We start from the raw sequence: 18,477 nt of genomic DNA, 5'->3' as shown, positions 1-18,477 counted from the left end.
TTTCGATCCGGTTAACGCTGCCGGCACCAGCGGCGGTCCCTAACGAAAAAGGGCCGCCGCCCGTACCCGGATTACGGTCCGGATGCGGGCGGCGGCCCTGTTGTTCACGCGCGGCTGGTGACGCGCAGCGCCTTACTGGTCCCGAGGGGTCCCGGCAGGTGTTGCGGACGATGGGTTCGCGGCACTGTGCTTGCCGCGTCCGGCCAGGTACAGGGCGGCAGCTGCCTGCAGCTTGCGTTCCTTGAGCAGCTTGCGCTGCACCCTGCGGAGTTCAGCTGCCGTCGCTTCCTGCTGGGCGGCGAGGTCCCGCTGGGACCGCAGCTGCTCCTGAATGTCCAGCACCAGCCCGCCCAGTTCGGCCTGCTGCCGGGCCAGCAGGTGCTGGGTGTCCTGCAGCTTCCGGAGGGTGTCGGCGGCACTGGCCACGGCGTCGGCCGCCTTTTCGACAGAGTCGGCGGACCTGAGGTCCAACCCTTCGCTGCCGAACGTCCGGGCAAAAGCCTCCTCGAAGTCCTCGGTTGCTACGGACCTGGACGCGGCTGCGGCCGCTGCCTTGCCGCCGTCGTACGTCTTTGCCGGCGCGGCGCCTGTCCCCGGTCCTGCGTGGATTCCCGCCGGCCGCGCAGCTTCAGCGGTGCTGTATCCGCCATCCGCGTCGCGGGGAGCATCGGGGGAAACCATGGGCAGCTGCCCAGTCATGGCGGTCATCCCCGCCTCGCCGGCGGCGTTGGCCTCCAGGGCCTTTTCAGGAGTAATGTCCACGGTCTTGCGCAGCGGCACCTCCTTGATGAAGAGGACGGCGATCAGCGCAACCACGGCAACGACGGCGGAGATCATGAAAATCCCGGCAGTGGCGTCACCGTAAGCCGCACGCATGACGTCGGCGATCGGCGCCGGCAGGTCCTTGAGGTCCAGCGTGGCACCGCTGTTGCCGGTGGACTCGATGCCGAGCTTCGCCAGACCGTCAGTGGCCAGGTCCTTGACATGGTTGGCCATGACGGCGCCCAGCACGGAGACGCCGATGGCGCCGCCGACGGAGCGGAAGAAGGCAACGGAAGCACTGGCGGAACCGATGTCCTGGGCGCGGACGGTGTTCTGGACGGCAAGGACCAGGTTCTGCATGAGCATGCCAAGGCCGATGCCGAAGATGCCCGTGTAGATGCCGGTGAGCCAGAGTTCGGTGGTGTGGTCCATGGTTCCGGCCATCGCGAGGCCGCCGATCAGCAGGACGGTACCGCCCACCAGGAAGCCCTTCCACTTGCCGTAGCGGCTGATCAGCTGGCCCGAAACCACCGAACCGACGAGGTTGCCGGCAATCATGGGCAGCGTGAGCAGGCCGGCCTCGGTGGGCGTGGCGCCGCGGGCCACCTGGTAGTACTGGCCCAGGAAGGTTGAAGAACCGAACATGGCCACGCCAACAGCAACGGAGGCCACGATGGCCAGAGCGGTGGTGCGGTCGGAGATGATCTTCAGCGGGATGATCGGTGCGGACACCTTGGACTCAACCAGCACCAGCAGTGCCAGCAGCAGGACGCCGCCGCCCACCATCAGTGCCGACTGCCAGGACCACCAGTCGTAGTAGTCGGCCTTGCCGGCGAAGGACACCCAGATGAGGAGCAGGCTGACGCCGGAGGTCAGCAGGATGGCACCAAGCCAGTCGATCTTGGCGGGCCGCTTGACGTGCGGGATCTTCAGCGTGATTTGGAGCAGGATCAGGGCGACCACGGCCAGCGGCACGCAGACGAAGAAGGTCCAGCGCCAGCCCAGCGGGCTGTCCACGATGAAGCCGCCCAGCAGCGGGCCGCCGGCGGTACCGACGGCCATGACTGCGCCCATGTAGCCGGAGTACTTGCCGCGTTCGCGGGGCGGGATAATGGAGCCGATGATCGCCTGGGCCAGGGCGGTGAGGCCACCCATGGCGATGCCCTGGATCACGCGGGCGGTGAGCAGGAACGGGATGTTTTCCGAGAACCCTGCCATGACCGAGCCGGCCACGAAGATCACGATGCTCAGCTGGACCAGGACCTTCTTGTCGAAGAGGTCTGCGAGCTTGCCCCAGATGGGGGTGGTGGCCGCGTTGGCCAGCAGTGCCGCCGTGATGACCCACGCGAAGTCCGTCTGGGTGCCCTTGAGCTCGGACATGATGGTGGGCAGCGCGTTGGCCACAATGGTGCTGCTGAGGATGGCGGTGAAGAAGGCAGCGAGCAGGCCGGTGAGGGCCTCCATGATCTGCCGGTGGTTCATGGGTGCGCCGGGTTCGTGGCGCTTGGATTGCCGTGATTCCTGTTTGGCAGAGCGTTCGCGATGGCGCTCCTCCAGGTCCGCGGCGGCGGTGACGTTAGCCATTGAGGGACTCCTGCATGGTCTGGTGTTCGGTGGTGGTTCCGGCCGCCCTTGCCCGGATGGAATTCTTCAGTGAGGCTGTCAGTTTGTTGAGCATCGCGGCTGTTGCGATGGCATCGTCTTCGTTCCAGTCGGAGAGGTAGCCCTGCAGCGTCTCGGCCCGGTGCCGGATGAGCTCCGCCAGTTTTTCCTTGCCCCGCGGAGAGAGGGCCAGCAGCTGGGCCCTGCCATCGTCCGGATCCGGAGTCCTGACCACCAGGCCTGCGTCGGCGAGCTCAGCGATGTGCCGGCTGAGCACCGGGGGGCTGACGCCGAGGCGTTCTGCCAGGTGCGCCGCGCGGGTTTCCCCTTCGCCGATGAACTTGAGCACGCCCTGGAGGGCTATGCCGGTGTCCTGGCCTTTGACGTTCATCATGGTGACGCAGCGCAGCGCGCGCTGGAGGTCAAAGATATGGCCGACGAGATCGGCGGCGGTAGCCGGTGCGACAGACATGACCCTCCCTAAAGAATTAGTTGCTGCAAGCAACTGTATCAGGAAAAGGTTGCTTAGGGAAACGAATTGTCCCGCCGCCGTCGGCCGACTGCCGTCCTTAAACGGCAAACGCCCCCACACCGCTGCCATGGCAGGGCGCGGGAGCGTCGCTGCGACGATGCGCTGCTAGTCGCCCAGGTGCGTGGGTCCGAACATTTTCAGGAGCGTTTCAACCACGACGACGTTGGGGCCGTCGGCGGCGAATCCTGCCTTGAGCGCGTCCCCCACATCCCCGGGGGCCACTTTGACCGCGGGCACGCCGAACGCTTCGGCGAGCTTGACGAAGTCCGGGCGCGCAAGCTCCGTGGCGGTGGCCTTACCGAAGGCGCCCACCATGTATTCGCGCAGGATGCCGTAGCCGCCGTCGTCCACGATCAGCCAGGTGACCGGGACGTTGTGCTGCTTTGCCGTGGCCAGCTCCGAAATGGAGTACATGGACGAACCGTCGCCGGATACAGCCAGCACCCGGGCAGAACCAGCGGTCTTCCCCAGCGTTTCCAGGCCTACGGCAGCCCCGATGGCAGCCGGGAAGCCGAAGCCCAGGCCGCCGGCGCCCTGGGCCGAGTGGAACTGCCCCTCGCGGGAGTCCCAGCAGGACCAGCCCCAGTAGGAGGCGATGGTCATGTCCCAAAAGGTCTGCATGTCCGCTGGGACGGCCTCGCGGATGTCCGCCATGAACGCCAGTTCCTTGGCGAGGTCCTGGGACTCCAGCCTGGCTTTTACCTTGGTGAGGGATTCCTTCACCAGCTCTTCGGGCGTGGAGCCATGCCAGTCAACTGCAACTTCGGCCGGCGCCAGCGCTTCGTCCAGGGCTGCGAGCGCCTGCCCGGCGTCGGCCCGGATGCCCAGGCCGGGCCGGTTGGATTCCAGGACGCGGGGTTCGGCGTCGATCTGGATGATCCGGCCGCGGGGTTCGAACGTGAAGTAATTGGAGGTGACCTCCCCCAGGGACGAGCCGATGACCACCAGCACGTCCGCGTCCTCGAGGACGTCGGTCATGTACCGGTCTTCGATCCATGACTGCAGCGACAGTTCGTGGGTCCAGGGGAACGCGCCGTTGCCACCCGGAGTGCAGATGACGGGCGCACGGAGTTTCTCGGCAATGGACAGCAACGACTGCTCCGCATTGCCGCGGCGGGTGCCGCCGCCGGCGATGATCGCCGGACGCCTGGCCCCCTGGAGCCACTTCACGGCTTCGCGGACCAGTTCGACGCGCGGCGGGTTGTCCGCGGCCTCGGCCAGCGCGTCCTCCACCGGCGGGACCATGATGGGATCCAGCAGGACGTTTTGCGGGATCTCGATCCACACGGGGCCCTGGGGCGAGGAGATGGCCTCTGTCCAGGCGTCCTGGATGGCGGACGGGATACCCGAGGCGTGCTGGATCAGCCGCTGGCTCTTGGTGACGTTAGCGGCCGAGGCCTTCTGGTCATCGAGCTGGTGGAGCATGCCCTTGCGCCGGGCACCCAGCCCCTCCAACGGGATCTGGCTGGCCACTACCACCATGGGCACACCGGTGGCGTAAGCCTCCTGCAGCCCGGCCAGTGAGGTCAGAGCGCCGGGGCCGGTGGACAGGAACAGGACGCCCACTTCACCGGTGGCACGGGAGTATCCGTCGGCGGCGAAGGCGGAGTTGTTCTCCACCCGGGAGGAGACAAACTGCAGGTTTCCGCGGCCCATGGCGTCAAAGAGTCCCAGCGCGTGCTGGCCGGGAATGCCGAAGACGGTCTTTGCGCCCAGGGCTTCAAGGGTCTCGACGACGAGGTCCCCGCCGTTGCGGGCGCCTGTGCCGGGTTCTGCACTTGCGCCCGGTGCCGCCGCGCCCGGATCGACGTCGATCATGGCCGCCTACTCCTTGCCCGCTGCAGCGAACCCTGCCGGCCGGCGGACTTCCTGCCCGAGGGCCTGGCTTGCGTAGCCGGTGGCTGCGCCGAAGCGGTCGCCGGGCACGGCGTTGTCTGCCATCAGCGTCACCAGTTCGTAGGCTACGTGGCTTCCGGCGACGCCGGTGATTTCCGCATGGTCGTAGGCCGGGGCCACTTCCACGACGTCGGCGCCCACCAGGTTCATGCCGCGGAAGCCCCTGATGATCTCCAGGAGTTCGCGGCTGGTGATGCCGCCCGCTTCGGGGGTTCCGGTGCCGGGTGCGTGCGCCGGGTCGAGGACGTCGATGTCCACCGAGATGTAGAGGGGGCGATTGCCGATCCGGTCGCGGACCTTGGCCACGGTTTCCAGGACCCCCTGGTAGTAGACATCCGCCGAGGTGACGATGCCGAACCCGAAGCGGTGGTCGTCGTCGAGGTCCTTCTTCCCGTAGAGCGGACCGCGGGTGCCGATGTGGCTAATGGCCTCGGTGTCGAGGATGCCTTCTTCGACGGCACGGCGGAACGGGGTGCCGTGGGTGTATTCAGCACCGAAGTAGGTGTCCCAGGTGTCCAGGTGCGCGTCGAAGTGGAGCATGGCGATCGGACCGCCGGCGCGTTCAGCGGCGGCGCGGAGCAGGGGCAGCGCAATGGTGTGGTCGCCGCCGAGCGTCACCAACTTGCTGCCGCCGGCGGTGAGGTCCAGGGCGTTCTGCTGGATGGTTTCGATGGCCTCGTTGATATTGAACGGGTTCACTGCCATGTCGCCCGCGTCGGCCACCTGGACGTTCTCGAACGGGCTGACGTCCCAGGCCGGGTTGTACGGGCGCAGCAGCCGGCTGGCCTCGCGGACGTGATTGGCCCCGAACCTGGCCCCCGGCCGGTAGGAGACGCCTGAGTCGAAGGGCACGCCCACCAGCGTGACGTCAGCCCTGGCCACCTGGTCCAGCCGCGGAAGGCGCGCGAACGTGGCCGCTCCGGCGTAGCGCGGAATCCGGGACGAGTCGATGGGTCCAAGGTTGCCGTTGGCTTCGATGCGCAGCTCTTCCATGCGGGTTTCTCCTTTGAAGAGTGAGGGGCTGATGTGACTGCCATCATACACCCCTGTTTTCCAATGCGCATCAAGTGTTTACCTTCAGCACCGGGCAGCTCTGTGCACTCCTGCCCACTTACCGCCGCTGTCTCTACGCGGTAACACCGGAGATCCGCGCCAGTCCGGCCGCGGACGGCCAACGGACCGCAGGAAACCGGGACGGAATGCACACGCACCCGAGCTCCCGGTTGCCCACTTACGCCAGCAACCAGGTTCCGCGCACTCTCGCTACACCGTCCAATGGCCACATGGACATCCTCGAATACGTTCGGCAGTCGGGCGGCGTGGCCCGTTCCGGCCAACTCCGGGACGCGGGGTTCCCAGTGCTGGCTGCAGAGCCGCGCAAAGCGGGCTGGTGATCGTGCACTCCACCCCGGTTACTCCGACGCGGATGCACTGCGGCCTGCGGAATCCGGGGAGACAGACTGGCCTCTGACAGGGACGAGCAAGAGTTACCGGGCAGGAAGGCCCGCAGATGGAGGGAAGAAGTTAACGGCTGGCGGCGGGCACCAGCACCCAGAGCACTTCCACCGGCTTGTCGGTGGGGTTGATCCAGGTGTGCGGTTCACGGCCGGGGAAGGTGACGGTATCCCCCGCACTGAGGTCGTATTCCTCATTGGTAAGGATCAGCCGGATGCTGCCCTTGGTGACGTGCAGGACGTCGACGTCGCAGTCCACGGCATAGAGCTCGGACTCGCCGCGGCCGTGCGGCTCGATGACGGCCTGGATGATCTGGATGCGCCGCTCGGACCGGGCCGTCAGCAGGCGTTCCACAATCCCCTGGCCGCCGAGGGAGATCCGCGGGCCTTCATTGCGCTTGGTGAGATGGGTTTCCGGGGACACGAAAAGGTCGCCGATGGAAATGGAGAGGACCTGGCACAGCGTCACCAGCGAGGCAACAGAAGGCGAGGTGAGGTCACGCTCCACCCTGCTGAGGAAGCCCTTGGTCAGCCCGGTGGCGTCCGCCACCTGCTCGATGGTGAGCCGCTGGGACTGCCGCGCCGCGCGAATCCGGGAGCCGATGGCAACCGGAACATTGCTGGGCTCAACTGGCAGTGCCTTCATTCACGAACCTTTCATAGCCGGCAGTCCGGCCCCGCTCTGCAGCAATACTAATGGCCACCACCATGTGTGACGCCTCCATGGCGCGCGGGCCCAGACCATGAACTTCCCCTTGACTGTTACTGCGGTCACAGCCTAATCTTTGGAAACACCTGTTGCCTATAAGGCAATTATCGGGAGCTTCCTCCCCTTTTTCCATCTCCCGCAGTTCAGTCCGGATCCCCGCCGGGCACGTCGGCTGCCAATCAGCTCCAAGGAACCCAACATGGATGCAAGTGTCATCAACATCGCCATCGTGGTGGTGTACCTCGTCGCAATGCTGGCGTTCGGCTGGTGGGGCAAGTCCCGCACCCGCAACAACAGCGACTTCCTGGTGGCAGGCCGCCGCCTGGGACCCTTCCTCTATACGGGCACCATGGCCGCCGTCGTCCTCGGTGGTGCCTCCACCGTGGGCGGCGTCGGCCTGGGCTACAAGTTCGGCATTTCCGGCATGTGGCTGGTGGTGGCCATCGGCGCCGGCGTCCTGCTCCTCAGCCTCGCCTTCGCCGGCACCATCCAGAAGCTGAAGATCTATACCGTCTCCCAGATGCTGTCACTGCGCTACGGCAGCCAGGCCACCCGCACTTCCGGCATCATCATGCTCGCTTACACCCTGATGCTGTGCGCCACGTCCACCGGCGCCTACGCCACCATCTTCGTGGTGCTGTTCGGTTGGGACCGGGCCCTGGCCATCGCTGTCGGCGGCGCCATCGTCCTGGTGTACTCCACCATCGGCGGCATGTGGTCCATCACCCTGGCCGACCAGGTCCAGTTTGTGATCAAGACCGTGGGCATTTTCTTCCTCATGCTGCCCTTCACGCTCAACGCCGCGGGCGGGCTGGACGGCATCCGCAGCCGCGTGGAAGCCAGCTTCTTCCAGATCGACGGCATCGGCGTCGAAACCATCATCACGTACTTTGTGGTCTACACCCTGGGCCTGCTGATCGGCCAGGACATCTGGCAGCGCGTGTTCACCGCCAAGACGCCGAAGGTAGCCCGCTGGGGCGGCGCCACCGCCGGCATCTACTGCATCCTCTACGGTGCTGCCGGCGCCCTCATCGGCCTCGGCGCACGCGTGGCCCTGCCCAGCATCGACGTCGCCACCGAAGGCAAGGACGTGGTCTACGCCGAGGTGGCCCAGAACCTGCTCCCCATCGGCATCGGCGGCCTGGTCCTCGCCGCAGCCGTTGCGGCCATGATGTCCACCGCCTCCGGCGCCCTCATCGCTGCCGCCACCGTGGCCCGTGCCGACGTGCTGCCGTTCGTTGCCGGCTGGTTCGGCAAAACCGTCAACACGGACGATTCCGACAACCCCGAGCACGACGTCAAGGCCAACCGCCTGTGGGTCCTGGGGCTGGGCATCGTGGCCATCCTGATCGCCATCGTCACCAAGGACGTGGTGGCTGCGCTCACCATCGCTTACGACATCCTGGTGGGCGGCCTCCTCGTGGCCATCCTGGGCGGGCTCGTCTGGAAGCGCGGCACAGGCATTGCCGCGGCAGCCTCCATGGCCGTGGGTTCCGTGGTGACGCTGGGCACCATGATCATCCTGGAGGTCAACGCCGTGGAACCACTGGCAGGCGTTTTCGCCAACGAACCGATCTACTTCGGCCTGATCAGCTCCGCGGTGGTGTACATCGCCACGTCCCTGCTCACCCGTCCCACCGAGCCGCACGTCATGCGCAACTGGCAGCGGCGTGTGGCAGGGCAGGACTCGCAGGAAGAGTCCGCTGAGCGGATTGCCGCCAACTGACCGGACCCGCAGAAGCCGAAGGGTTTCCTGCACGCACTGGTTCAAGGCAACGCACGACGGCGGCGCCTCGTTTCGCGGACAGCGGGAGGAGGCGCCGCCGTCGTCCGTCCTGCGCCCCTTGGCGCGGCTTACCCGTCTTCACGGACCTCGTCCGGATCGAGCGGGACCACACGGTCCTCGGCGTCGACCACCACCGGCGCTGCATGGACTACCGGCTCCTCCTGGTCCAGGAACTCGTCCTCGGTGTCCCAGTCCTCGCTGGCGGCCGGTGTGTCTTCGGCGTAGTCGTATGCGGGGTCCGCCTCCACGGCGTCCAGGTGCGGCATGTCCGGGTGCTGTCCGGTGGTGCCCATGATTCAACCTCCGTGTGTTCGCCTGACGTGCTCTTGTTGGCGGCGGCCGGGCTGCGCCGTACTTTCATCTCAACACCGCGGATGGGCCGGGTCAAGGGTCCAACGGCCGGCTGTGGACAGTGCCGGGACGGCCTCTCCGGGAACGCCGGGAGCGCCACCGGATTAAGGCATACCGAAACCCGGAAGCGAGGAATGCCAGCCGAAATACCGCGGAAATTCGCAGTAGGCTGGCTCTGCAACGGGGCCGAATACCATGTCCCACCAGCCCAGGAGTTTTCGTGTCGCAGCACGCCCAGTCCACGCCAAACCATTCCACCCCGCACCATTCCAGCCCGGAGTCCACGCCCCGTACCGGCGCAGCGGGACACCACCCCACACCGTCGTCCGAGGACCTCAAGCGGTGGCGCCAATACCTTGCCGACGAACGGGCCGAGGCCTCCGTCTACCGGGACCTGGCCCAGAACCGCGAGGGTGAGGAACGCGAGATCCTCCTTGCCCTCGCCGAGGCCGAGGGCCGCCACGAAGCCCACTGGCTGGGACTGCTCGGCGACCAGGCCGGGAAACCGCGCCCTGCCTCGGCCCGCAGCCGGATGCTCGGCTTCCTGGCCCGCCACTTCGGGTCGGTCTTCGTGCTCGCGCTGGCGCAGCGGGCCGAAGGGCGCTCGCCCTACGCCAAGGACCCCAACGCCACCGAGGCCATGGCCGCGGACGAACAGATCCATGAGGAAGTGGTCCGCGGGCTGGCTACCCGGGGCCGCAACCGCCTTGCCGGCACCTTCCGTGCCGCGGTCTTCGGCGCCAACGACGGGCTGGTCAGCAACCTGTCGCTCGTGATGGGCATGGCGGCGTCCGGCGTCGCCAGCAGCGTGGTGCTGCTCAGCGGCATCGCGGGCCTCCTGGCCGGCGCCATGTCCATGGGCGCCGGTGAGTTCATCTCTGTCAGGTCCCAGCGGGAACTCCTGGCCGCCACCCGCCCCACGCAGGTCACGCTGGCTGCCGCCCCCAAGCTGGATCTGGAACACAACGAGCTCCTGCTCGTGTACCTGGCCCGTGGCATGTCCCACGAAGCAGCCGAACACCGGGTGGCCGAACGCATGGGCCTGCTCTCCTGCGACTGCGATCCCAGCCTGTCGCTCCAGCCCGAGCTGCCGGAGGAGGAGGACCAGCACGAGGCCGTGGGCACCGCTTGGGGAGCCGCGTTGTCCAGCTTCTGCTTCTTCGCGTCCGGCGCCATCATCCCCATCCTGCCGTTCCTGTTCGGCCTGACCGGGGTCACCGCCCTGGTGGTGGCCGGCGCCCTGGTAGGCGTGGCGCTGCTGGCAACCGGCGGCGTCGTCGGCCTGCTGTCCGGCACGTCGCCCCTGACCCGGGGCCTGCGCCAGCTGGGCATCGGCCTGGGCGCTGCCGCTGTCACCTACCTGCTGGGGCTCGTCTTCGGCACCGTCGTCGGCTAGCAGCGGCCCCTGCCGTGAAAGCCCCTTAGTGGAGGAATTCCCGCCCAGGCATGCCGGGAGCAGCCCCCAACGCAAGCACGGCCTGGTTTACCGGGCCGTGCTTGTGGTCGCGCTGTGCACCGCCGCGGTACTGGGCGGCGCCCTGGCCCTGGGCGATCCGCGGATCAGCCAACTGCTGACCCAAGGTCAGAGACCCGGCCAGGTCCCCGAACACTCGCAAGCACAACCCGACGCAGGCCGGGAGGACCCCCTCCCCGGGCTCGCCGGCGAACCATCCGCGGCCAGTACGGAAGCGCCCCCTCCGGGGTACGAGGAGGAGCCGGTTCCGCTTGCCGAGCCGGAGGTTCCGGCAGCGGGCAGCGACTCCTACCGCTTCCTGGCGGTCAACGGCGACGGCACCCCCGTGGGCTACTCGCCCTGCCGCCCCCTCCACTACGTGGTGAATGACCAGTTGGCTCCTGAGGGGTCGGAACGGCTCGTCCCAAATGCCATCAGCATCATTTCGGCCGCCACCGGCATCACCTTTGTCTATGACGGCACCACCGGCGAACAGCCCTCGCCGCAGCGCGCCGCCTACCAGCCGTCAGCCTATGGCGAGCGCTGGGCGCCGCTGCTGATCGCCTGGACCACGCCGGAAGCTTCGCCGGAACTTGCGGGCAAGGTGATCGGCACAGGCGGAAGCACGCACTTCAGTTTCGACGGCGGTCCCAAGACGTTTGTAACCGGCAGCCTGGATTTGGATGCCCCGCAGATCACCGATGAGCTGCGGCAGCCGGACGGGAAGCTGTACGCCGCGGCGGTCATCCTGCACGAGCTGGGTCACGTGATGGGACTGGACCATGTGGCCGACCCCGCCCAGCTGATGTATCCGGAAATCGGCGGTTCGGTTGGCGCCTCCGGGAGCCTCGCAGACGGGGACCGCAACGGCCTGTATGAGCTGAGCAAGGCGCAGTGCCGGAAAGACCTCTAGGCGCCTGTACGTACCGTGACCCGCCCGGAGCGGTTCAGTGCCCGTCAGTCCTGCAACACCGCCACGGCCTGGTCCACGGTGTCCATCAGGAAGATCCGGTCCTCCATGGCGCGCCCCGCCGCGAGCTGCCGGAGCAGCGGCCAGGCGGGGTAGTCGCGGGTCCAGTACTGGGTGCCCACCAGGACCATGGGCGTCACCTTTTCCCGTGCGCCGTAGTAGTTCTCGCAGGCGTCCTGGAAGATTTCCTGGACCGTTCCAGCGGCGCCGGGGAGGAAGATGATGCCGCCCCGGCAGACGTCCAGCAGCACGGCCTCGCGGATGGAGTTGGCGAAGTACTTGGCGATGTGGGTGGCGAAGTAGTTGGGCGGCTCATGCCCGTAGAACCAGGTGGGGATTCCCAGCGAGGGTGTACCGCCGGGGTAGCGTTCGACGACGGCTGCCGCGGCGCGTGCCCACGCGGACACGGAAGGGCGGAAGCCGGGGACGGCAGCCAGGAGGCCAAGCGCGGTCTGCAGCACGCCGTCGTCGTGCCCGCCCAGGTAAGCGCCCAGGTTGGCCGCTTCCATGGCGCCCGGCCCGCCGCCGGTGGCCACCCCATGTCCGCCACTGACCAGGAGCCGCCCCAGCCGCGCGGCCTCCGCGTAGTCCGCACTGCCCCGTTTCGCCGCGTGCCCTCCCATGACGCCCACCATGCGTTTCCCGGACCAGGGGGCCGCCCGGAGCACTTCGTCCAGGGCATCGCCGATGGCATGGTCGTGCAGGGAAGATGCCAGGGTGGCTTCCACGCGGTGTTCCCGGCCCGGCTGGATGCTCCAGTGGTAGATCCGCGCATCCGGAAGTTCTTCGTAGGGAGCGCCGGCCAGCCCTTTGTACAGTTCGGCAGGCGAGTAGAGGGCTGAGCGGTAGGGATCGAAGGGGATCCCCTGCAGCCGCGGGAAGATCAGGGCTCCCCTGCCGCGCAGCCTGCTTTCCATCCCGTCGTCGAACGTGCAGCCCAGGAACAGTGCGCCTTCCACGTCCAGGCCGTTGAGCGCCGCCGACCTGCCGCGCAGGTCCAGGGACTGCGCATGCCATCCGTGGGCATGGACCGCCCCCGCGGCGACCAGCCGGTCGAAGCTCTCCAGGTCCTCGACTTCGAGGCTGCGGGGCGTTGGCCCCAGCTTTCCGGAATGGCTCATGGCTGCCGTCGTCGTCCGCCGCTGGTCATGGGTTCAGCCTAGGCCAGCGGGCGCGAACGCGGGGCCGGACCCTGCCCGCCCGGCTGGTACCGGAAGGGCTGGGTCCGACCCCGCGATGCTTGGCAGGCGGATATCAGGATGCGGCGGTATTCGCCGGAGTGCTAGGCGGAAACCTTCGCCGGCACGGCACCGTCACGGAAGTGTGCCTCAAGGTCCTCAAGCGAGTGGCCCTTCGTTTCCGGGACGAACTTCGCCACGAAGGCCAGGGACGCGACGTTGACCAGGACGAACAGTCCGAAGGTTCCGGTGGAGCCGAGGGCGTTGACCACGATGGGGAACAGGAAGGAGATGGCGGCGTTGACGGTCCACAGGGCGAAGACCGCGATTCCCATCGCAAAGCCGCGGATGGCCAGCGGGAACATCTCCGAGAGCAGGAGCCAGACGCAGGTACCGATGAAGCACTGGACGAAAGCCACGAACAGCATCATGGCCGCCAGGATGGTGTAGCTGGCAAGGTCGGACTGGGGCAGGAGGAAGACGATAGCCAGCAGTGCCTGTGAGCCCACCACGCCGGAGAAGCCGATGACCAGCATTTTGCGGCGGCCCACAAAGCCCAGCAGCCAGATGCCCAGAATGGTCATCAGAACCGAGGTGACGCCGACGCCGATGGTGGCCACGAGTGAGGCGCTGACGCCAAGCCCGCTCTTTTCAAGGATGGTGGGTGCGTAGTAGTTGACGGTGTTGATGCCCGTTGCCTGCTGGACGGTGGCCAGGCCGATGCCGATCCACAGCAGCCGGCGCATCCAGGAGTTGTTCTTCAGGTCCCGCCAAGCGTGGCCGCGTTCTTCTTTGGCGGTGCGGGCGGTCCGGGCGATTTCCTCGAATTCGGCAGCGGCCTGTTCCGGGGTGCGGCTCATGGCCAGGACGCGGCGGCTGTCTTCGAGCCGTCCGCGGATGGCGTACCAGCGCGGCGATTCGGGGAGCATGAGCATTCCGGCAAGGAGCGCCAAGGCAGGGAGCGAGGCGATGCCCAGCATGGTGCGCCACACTTCGGTGTCGTGGATCAGGGCGTCCAGCAGGGCGTTGATGGCGAAGGCCAGCATCTGGCCGGTCACGATCATGAGTTCGTTGATGGTGACCATCCGCCCGCGAAGGTGGGCAGGCGCCATTTCCGCGAGGTACAGCGGACAGGTGACCGCGGCGGCGCCGACACCCAGTCCCAGGAGGATGCGGGCAGCGACCATGAACGTGACGTTGGGCGCGATGGCACAGCCGATCGCGCCAGCCAGGAACAACAGCGCGCAGACCAGCAGCGAGCCGCGGCGGCCCAGCTTGTCCGCCATCCGGCCACCGGCCAGGGCTCCAACGGCGGCACCGGGGAAGAGCAGGGCGCTGACAACTGTGGCTTCTTCGACGGCGGTCATGTTCAGGGAGTCGTTCATGTACAGCAGGGCGCCGGAGATCACGCCGGTGTCGTAGCCGAACAGCAGGCCGCCGAGCGTGGAAATGACGGTCAGGCGGGCCAGGTAGCCCCGGCGGGTGGACCCTGCGGCACTGGGTGAAGGTTTCTGCAACAGCATTGTTGCCTCTCAGATTCTCTAGGGACCGAACGGTCCGGAATGTGATGCGTGCCACCAGATTAGAGCGCTCTAATATCCGCGGTCAAGAGAAAGTCTTAATGTCAGAACAATTTAATTTGTCAGCTCTTAGGCCAACCGGCGCGCATGCAGCCTTGACCCAACAACCCCGCCTGCTACGATCGAACCAGAAAGTATGTCCTATCAAGAGAACATATAGCGGCAAAGCGGCTGCGCCCCATCCGGGCGGAACCGGACGCTGCGACCGAGAACAGGAATACACCGTGGCGAACAACCTGGGCCTCAGCATCGACCGCTCCTCCCCCGTGCCGCTCTACCACCAGGTGGTCCAGGGCATCGAGGCGGCCATCCACAGTGGAGTGCTGGAACCGGGCAGCCGCCTGGACAACGAGATCGACCTCGCGGCGCAGCTGAACCTCTCCCGGCCCACCATGCGCAAGGCCATGGACGAACTGGTGCGCTCAGGCCTGCTGGTGCGCAAGCGCGGCGTCGGAACCCAGGTGGTTTCCAGCCAGGTCCGCCGCCCGCTGGAACTCTCCAGCCTCTACGACGACCTCACCAACAACGGAAAGAAGCCCACCACCGAGGTGCTCAGCTTCTCCCACATTGAGGCCGACGACGCCACCCTGGCCATCCTCCAACTGCCGGCCGGATCCAAGGTTTACCACTTCACCCGGTTGCGGAAAGTGGGTGGCAAGCCGCTGGCCCTGATGGAGAACTGGGTGCGCGACGACATCGCGTCCATGGACGAAGCGATGCTGTCAGCCGAAGGCCTTTACTCGATCCTCCGCCGCGGTGGCGTCAACTTCCGGCTGGCCACGCAGCGGATCGGTGCCGTGACGGCCAACGAGTACCAGGCTTCCATGCTGGACGCGGCCGAAGGTTCGGCCCTGGTCACCATGGAACGCACCGCGGTGGACGACACCGGCCGGCACATCGAGACCGGGCACCACGTCTACCGCGCCGATTCCTACAGCTTCGAAATGACTCTCGTACAACGCTAAACCGCAAGGAACACACACCATGACCAACTGGGTCTACCCCCTGGGCAGCGCCGCCGACGGCACCTGGGACGTTTCGATCGGAACGTCTGATTCAACCCTCTCCGTGGATGGGTGGGCCCACACGGGCCTGAAGGTGGCCACCCTGGCCGCGGGCGCCGCCGTCGAACTTCCCGCCGCGGACGAAGAACGCATTGTGGTGCCCCTTAACGGGTCCTTCACCGCCACCGTGGACGGCACCGGCTACCCGCTCGCCGGCCGCGCATCGGTATTCGCCGGCCCCAGCGACGTGCTCTATACCGGCACCGGGCGCGCCGTCACCATCAGCTCGGCCGACGGCGGCCGGGTCGCCATCGCGACGGCACCTGCCAAGGCGTCATACCCCACCCGGCTGGTACCGGCCGCGGACACCCCCGTGGAACTGCGCGGCGCGGGCAACTGCTCCCGGCAGGTCCACAACTTCGGCACACCGGCCGCGCTCGAAGCGGACCGGTTCATCGTCTGCGAAGTCCTCACTCCCGCCGGGAACTGGTCCTCCTATCCCCCGCACAAGCACGACGAGGAAAAGGACGGCGAGACCCACCTCGAGGAGATCTACTACTTCGAGACGCAGGTTGCCGACGGATCCGGAGCACCGTCCGACGCCGATGCCATCGGCTACCAGCGCGTCTACGCCTCCGACGAACGGCCCATCGACGTCTCCGCCGAGGTCCGCACCGGCGACGTCGTCCTGGTCCCTTACGGCTGGCACGGCCCTGCCATGGCGGCCCCCGGCTACGACCTGTACTACCTCAACGTCATGGCGGGCCCCGGCCCCGTCCGGGAATGGCTGATCAGCGACGACCCGCACCACGGCTGGGTCCGCCAGACCTGGGACACCCAAAACATCGACCCGCGGCTGCCCTTCGGAGCCTAAGGCCGGGCCGGGCCGCCGGCTGGCATAGTGGAGTCTTGTGAAACAGATTTCCCCTTCGCCGCGGTCCGTAACCATGGAGGATGTGGCGCGCGAGGCCGGAGTCAGCCGGGCGCTGGTGTCCCTGGTGATGCGCGATTCCCCCAAGGTCTCTCCCGCCAAGCGGACTGCGGTGCTGGAAAGCGCAGCCGCCCTTGGCTACTCCCCCAACCGGCTGGCCAGCCGGCTGGCCAGCCACCGTACCCACACACTGGGCGTGCTGTTCCTGGACCTGCACAACTCCGTCTTCGCAGACATCTATGACGGCCTCAGCGCGGGGCTGGCCGGCAGCGGCAACCAGGTGATGGTCGCCGTCGGCTCCGCGGATCCGCGCACGGAGATCGAAGCGGTGCGCTCGTTCGTGGACTTGCGCGTGGACGGGGTAATCCTGGCCGGGTACACCGGCACGTCCGAGGACCTCGCGGCCGCCCTGCGCGGGACACCCTGCGTGGTGATCACCCGGGAGTTGGAGGCCGACGGCGTCGACTCGGTTTTGACGGACGACTTCCGTTCCGGGGTGCTCGCCGTGGAGCACCTCGTCGGCCTGGGGCACCGCCGGATTGCGCACGTGGACATCTCCGATTGGCTCCCGTATACCGCCCGCCGCGAAGGTTACCTGCACGCCATGAAGGAGCACGGCCTGGCGCCCCAGCTGGTACACAGCGACATGACCGAACGCGGCGGACGCGCGGTGATGGAGCAGTTCCTCGACTCGGGGGCGGAGCGGCCCACCGCGATTTTCACGCACAACGACCTTACGGCCATCGGTGTCATGGAGGCCCTCACCGCCCGGCGGCTGTCCATCCCTGGTGACGTTGCCATTGTTGGTTGCGACAACATTGAGTTTGCCGCTTCCCCGCTGATTGGCCTGACGTCCATAGACCAGCACGCCAGGGAGTTGGGTCAGGTGGCTGCGAGGGCCATGCTGGACCGTATCGCCGGGACCGCCGGGCCGGCGACGACCCGCAAACTGGAACCGGCCCTGATGGTCCGCCGTTCCTCGGACCCCGCAGCCTGATCCCCTGACGCTAAGCAGGGGCGCCGCTCAAGATTCATATGGTGCGCCTCTTAAGTTCGCGGTATACCGTCGTCCGTGACACGCTGAACAACTCGGCCAGCTCGGCCTGCGTGTGCTCTCCGGCATCGTGCAGTGTCAGAAGGTGCTTCCGCTGTGTCTTGGATAATTTCGGCTGCTTGCCCTTCAGTCGCCCCTTCGCCTTTGCAACGGCCATGCCTTCGCGGGTGCGCATCCGGATCCCGTTGCGGGCACCTGGTTGCTATTGCGCTTTAGCCGTGAAAGATGGACGGCATGACAGATGAGCCGTGGGCGTGCACTGAATTGTCGGAAGCTCCCGAGGGCTGGATTCCTGTCGTCGAGACCGGATGGGCTGCATTGGTCCTCTGGGCTGCCGGTCCTGACAACTTTGTGAGGGTGCGCGCAGTGTCGCGCGAGCGTTTCGGTTCATTAGTTCGCGGTCTACCAGGGGGCCGCGAGTACAGAGAGCCATTCAGGTTGACTGAAGCCGACTTGGCATCGGTTGACGACGATATCGATGTCTATCTGACTGAGGCGGGCATTCCCCCTAGACCCCGCGGATTCGATTGGTTTATTCGTCGTCCCTCCAAGGCCTTAGACGACGAGACGTTCTGGGCTGAAGTTTGGGCAGCCGCAACCGAGCAGCTTCCTGTCGACGGACTGCGCCCCTCGAGAATGGCAGGTCCCGCGAAAGACGCCATGGCACGCTTCTACCGCAATTGAGATTGGAACGCCCCGCAACCGAAAAACTCGACCCGTATGGGGATGGATCTATGAATTTAGCTGGAAGCATCGTTATGGAAATTGATCGCTACTGGGCGGATCAGGTGAATATTCTCGGTTATTGGGAGGACGGGCCGGCTACAGTCTGCCTTGTGTATCGCCGAACTATTGACCCCGCGGTGGTGCTGGGACGTCGGCTCGCATTTAACTCAAAGGCGGCAGATGGCACCATTGAGGGCTTCGCCCGTGATGTGGCCATAAACATGGCGGAGCCAATTGGTCGTGCCACCAGCCGTCCTGATCAACACGGGGTTGTTTGGGTGGGCGTTCCCATGGACCGCCGGATCCCTGAGCTTCCTAACGACGTCCTGCAAATTCTGAGGAACGCTGAGCCCAGCTAACTTTGGATTTCTAATGCCCGAGACTTCGAGAGGTGAGTACCTGCATCGGAGGAGTCCTCGTTCGCTCCACCTCGCACGATAGGGAATCCTGTACCGGACGCCCACGGGCCGTCTTGAAACAATTCCTAGG

General features: G+C 66.5%; 16 protein-coding genes and 1 pseudogene. 8 read left to right on the top strand and 9 right to left on the bottom strand.

The window, feature by feature from the left end; genetic code table 11:
- Positions 1-132: 132 nt before the first annotated feature.
- From AC1DBN_RS16015 to AC1DBN_RS15995, 5 genes are all read right to left on the bottom strand, one after another.
- The gene (locus AC1DBN_RS16015; RefSeq protein WP_091718548.1) at positions 133-2,346 is read right to left on the bottom strand and encodes an MDR family MFS transporter; all 2,214 of its coding nucleotides are present in this window, start codon (positions 2,344-2,346) and stop codon (positions 133-135) included.
- Positions 2,339-2,836: a MarR family winged helix-turn-helix transcriptional regulator gene (locus tag AC1DBN_RS16010; protein WP_091718545.1), complete on the bottom strand. Its 498-nt coding sequence runs from the start codon at positions 2,834-2,836 to the stop codon at positions 2,339-2,341. The genes AC1DBN_RS16015 and AC1DBN_RS16010 overlap by 8 nt, the downstream gene beginning before the upstream one ends.
- Before the next feature lie 165 nt (positions 2,837-3,001).
- On the bottom strand, positions 3,002-4,714 hold the full coding sequence (locus tag AC1DBN_RS16005) for a thiamine pyrophosphate-binding protein (protein ID WP_091718543.1): 1,713 nt from the start codon (positions 4,712-4,714) through the stop codon (positions 3,002-3,004).
- A 6-nt stretch (positions 4,715-4,720) separates the two neighbouring features.
- Positions 4,721-5,785 (bottom strand): agmatinase, encoded by a 1,065-nt coding sequence (gene speB / locus AC1DBN_RS16000; protein WP_091718541.1) that lies wholly within the window; start codon positions 5,783-5,785, stop codon positions 4,721-4,723.
- A gap of 531 nt (positions 5,786-6,316) precedes the next feature.
- Positions 6,317-6,892: a helix-turn-helix domain-containing protein gene (locus tag AC1DBN_RS15995; RefSeq protein WP_091718537.1), complete on the bottom strand. Its 576-nt coding sequence runs from the start codon at positions 6,890-6,892 to the stop codon at positions 6,317-6,319.
- Positions 6,893-7,154: 262 nt separating this feature from the next.
- Here AC1DBN_RS15995 and AC1DBN_RS15990 point away from each other — a divergent pair, with 262 nt between their 5' ends.
- Complete coding sequence (locus tag AC1DBN_RS15990) at positions 7,155-8,681, top strand: sodium:solute symporter family protein (protein ID WP_091718535.1); 1,527 nt, start codon at positions 7,155-7,157, stop codon at positions 8,679-8,681.
- 128 nt (positions 8,682-8,809) lie between these two features.
- Here the strand turns inward: AC1DBN_RS15990 and AC1DBN_RS15985 are convergent, their stop codons facing one another.
- A complete protein-coding gene (locus tag AC1DBN_RS15985; protein ID WP_091718533.1) occupies positions 8,810-9,034 on the bottom strand; it encodes a hypothetical protein in 225 nt (74 codons plus the stop codon).
- A gap of 278 nt (positions 9,035-9,312) precedes the next feature.
- On the opposite strand from AC1DBN_RS15985, the gene AC1DBN_RS15980 reads away from it, so the two are divergent.
- Together AC1DBN_RS15980 and AC1DBN_RS15975 are read left to right on the top strand one after the other, a co-directional pair.
- Entirely contained in the window at positions 9,313-10,488 is a 1,176-nt protein-coding gene (locus tag AC1DBN_RS15980; RefSeq protein ID WP_477723617.1) for a VIT1/CCC1 transporter family protein, read from the top strand.
- A gap of 28 nt (positions 10,489-10,516) precedes the next feature.
- Positions 10,517-11,458, top strand: coding sequence for a matrixin family metalloprotease (locus AC1DBN_RS15975; RefSeq protein ID WP_314215394.1), 942 nt, complete (start codon positions 10,517-10,519; stop codon positions 11,456-11,458).
- A 44-nt stretch (positions 11,459-11,502) separates the two neighbouring features.
- Here the strand turns inward: AC1DBN_RS15975 and AC1DBN_RS15970 are convergent, their stop codons facing one another.
- Positions 11,503-12,636 (bottom strand): LOG family protein, encoded by a 1,134-nt coding sequence (locus AC1DBN_RS15970; RefSeq protein WP_477723616.1) that lies wholly within the window; start codon positions 12,634-12,636, stop codon positions 11,503-11,505.
- Between the two features lie 161 nt (positions 12,637-12,797).
- Positions 12,798-14,216: a sugar porter family MFS transporter gene (locus AC1DBN_RS15965; protein ID WP_477723615.1), complete on the bottom strand. Its 1,419-nt coding sequence runs from the start codon at positions 14,214-14,216 to the stop codon at positions 12,798-12,800.
- Positions 14,217-14,497: 281 nt separating this feature from the next.
- Here AC1DBN_RS15965 and AC1DBN_RS15960 point away from each other — a divergent pair, with 281 nt between their 5' ends.
- The 3 genes from AC1DBN_RS15960 to AC1DBN_RS15950 are packed head-to-tail and all read left to right on the top strand — an operon-like array spanning position 14,498 to position 17,205.
- Entirely contained in the window at positions 14,498-15,238 is a 741-nt protein-coding gene (locus AC1DBN_RS15960; protein WP_091718525.1) for a GntR family transcriptional regulator, read from the top strand.
- Between the two features lie 19 nt (positions 15,239-15,257).
- Positions 15,258-16,151, top strand: a complete 894-nt coding sequence (iolB, locus tag AC1DBN_RS15955; RefSeq protein ID WP_477723614.1) for a 5-deoxy-glucuronate isomerase — start codon at positions 15,258-15,260, stop codon at positions 16,149-16,151.
- A 37-nt stretch (positions 16,152-16,188) separates the two neighbouring features.
- Positions 16,189-17,205, top strand: coding sequence for a LacI family DNA-binding transcriptional regulator (locus AC1DBN_RS15950; protein ID WP_314215400.1), 1,017 nt, complete (start codon positions 16,189-16,191; stop codon positions 17,203-17,205).
- Positions 17,206-17,239: 34 nt separating this feature from the next.
- Here the strand turns inward: AC1DBN_RS15950 and AC1DBN_RS15945 are convergent.
- Positions 17,240-17,443 (bottom strand): annotated as a pseudogene (locus AC1DBN_RS15945) (helix-turn-helix domain-containing protein); the annotation flags it as partial.
- 44 nt (positions 17,444-17,487) lie between these two features.
- On the opposite strand from AC1DBN_RS15945, the gene AC1DBN_RS15940 reads away from it, so the two are divergent.
- The gene (locus AC1DBN_RS15940) at positions 17,488-17,946 is read left to right on the top strand and encodes a DUF5956 family protein (RefSeq protein ID WP_477723613.1); all 459 of its coding nucleotides are present in this window, start codon (positions 17,488-17,490) and stop codon (positions 17,944-17,946) included.
- A 74-nt stretch (positions 17,947-18,020) separates the two neighbouring features.
- Positions 18,021-18,347 (top strand): hypothetical protein, encoded by a 327-nt coding sequence (locus tag AC1DBN_RS15935; RefSeq protein ID WP_314215428.1) that lies wholly within the window; start codon positions 18,021-18,023, stop codon positions 18,345-18,347.
- Positions 18,348-18,477 lie beyond the last annotated feature (130 nt).

It is taken from the genome of Pseudarthrobacter sp. 10T415 (assembly GCF_056394175.1).
The sequence above is the reverse complement of the archived record's forward strand: the minus strand, read 5'-3'. Positions and strand labels throughout refer to the sequence as shown.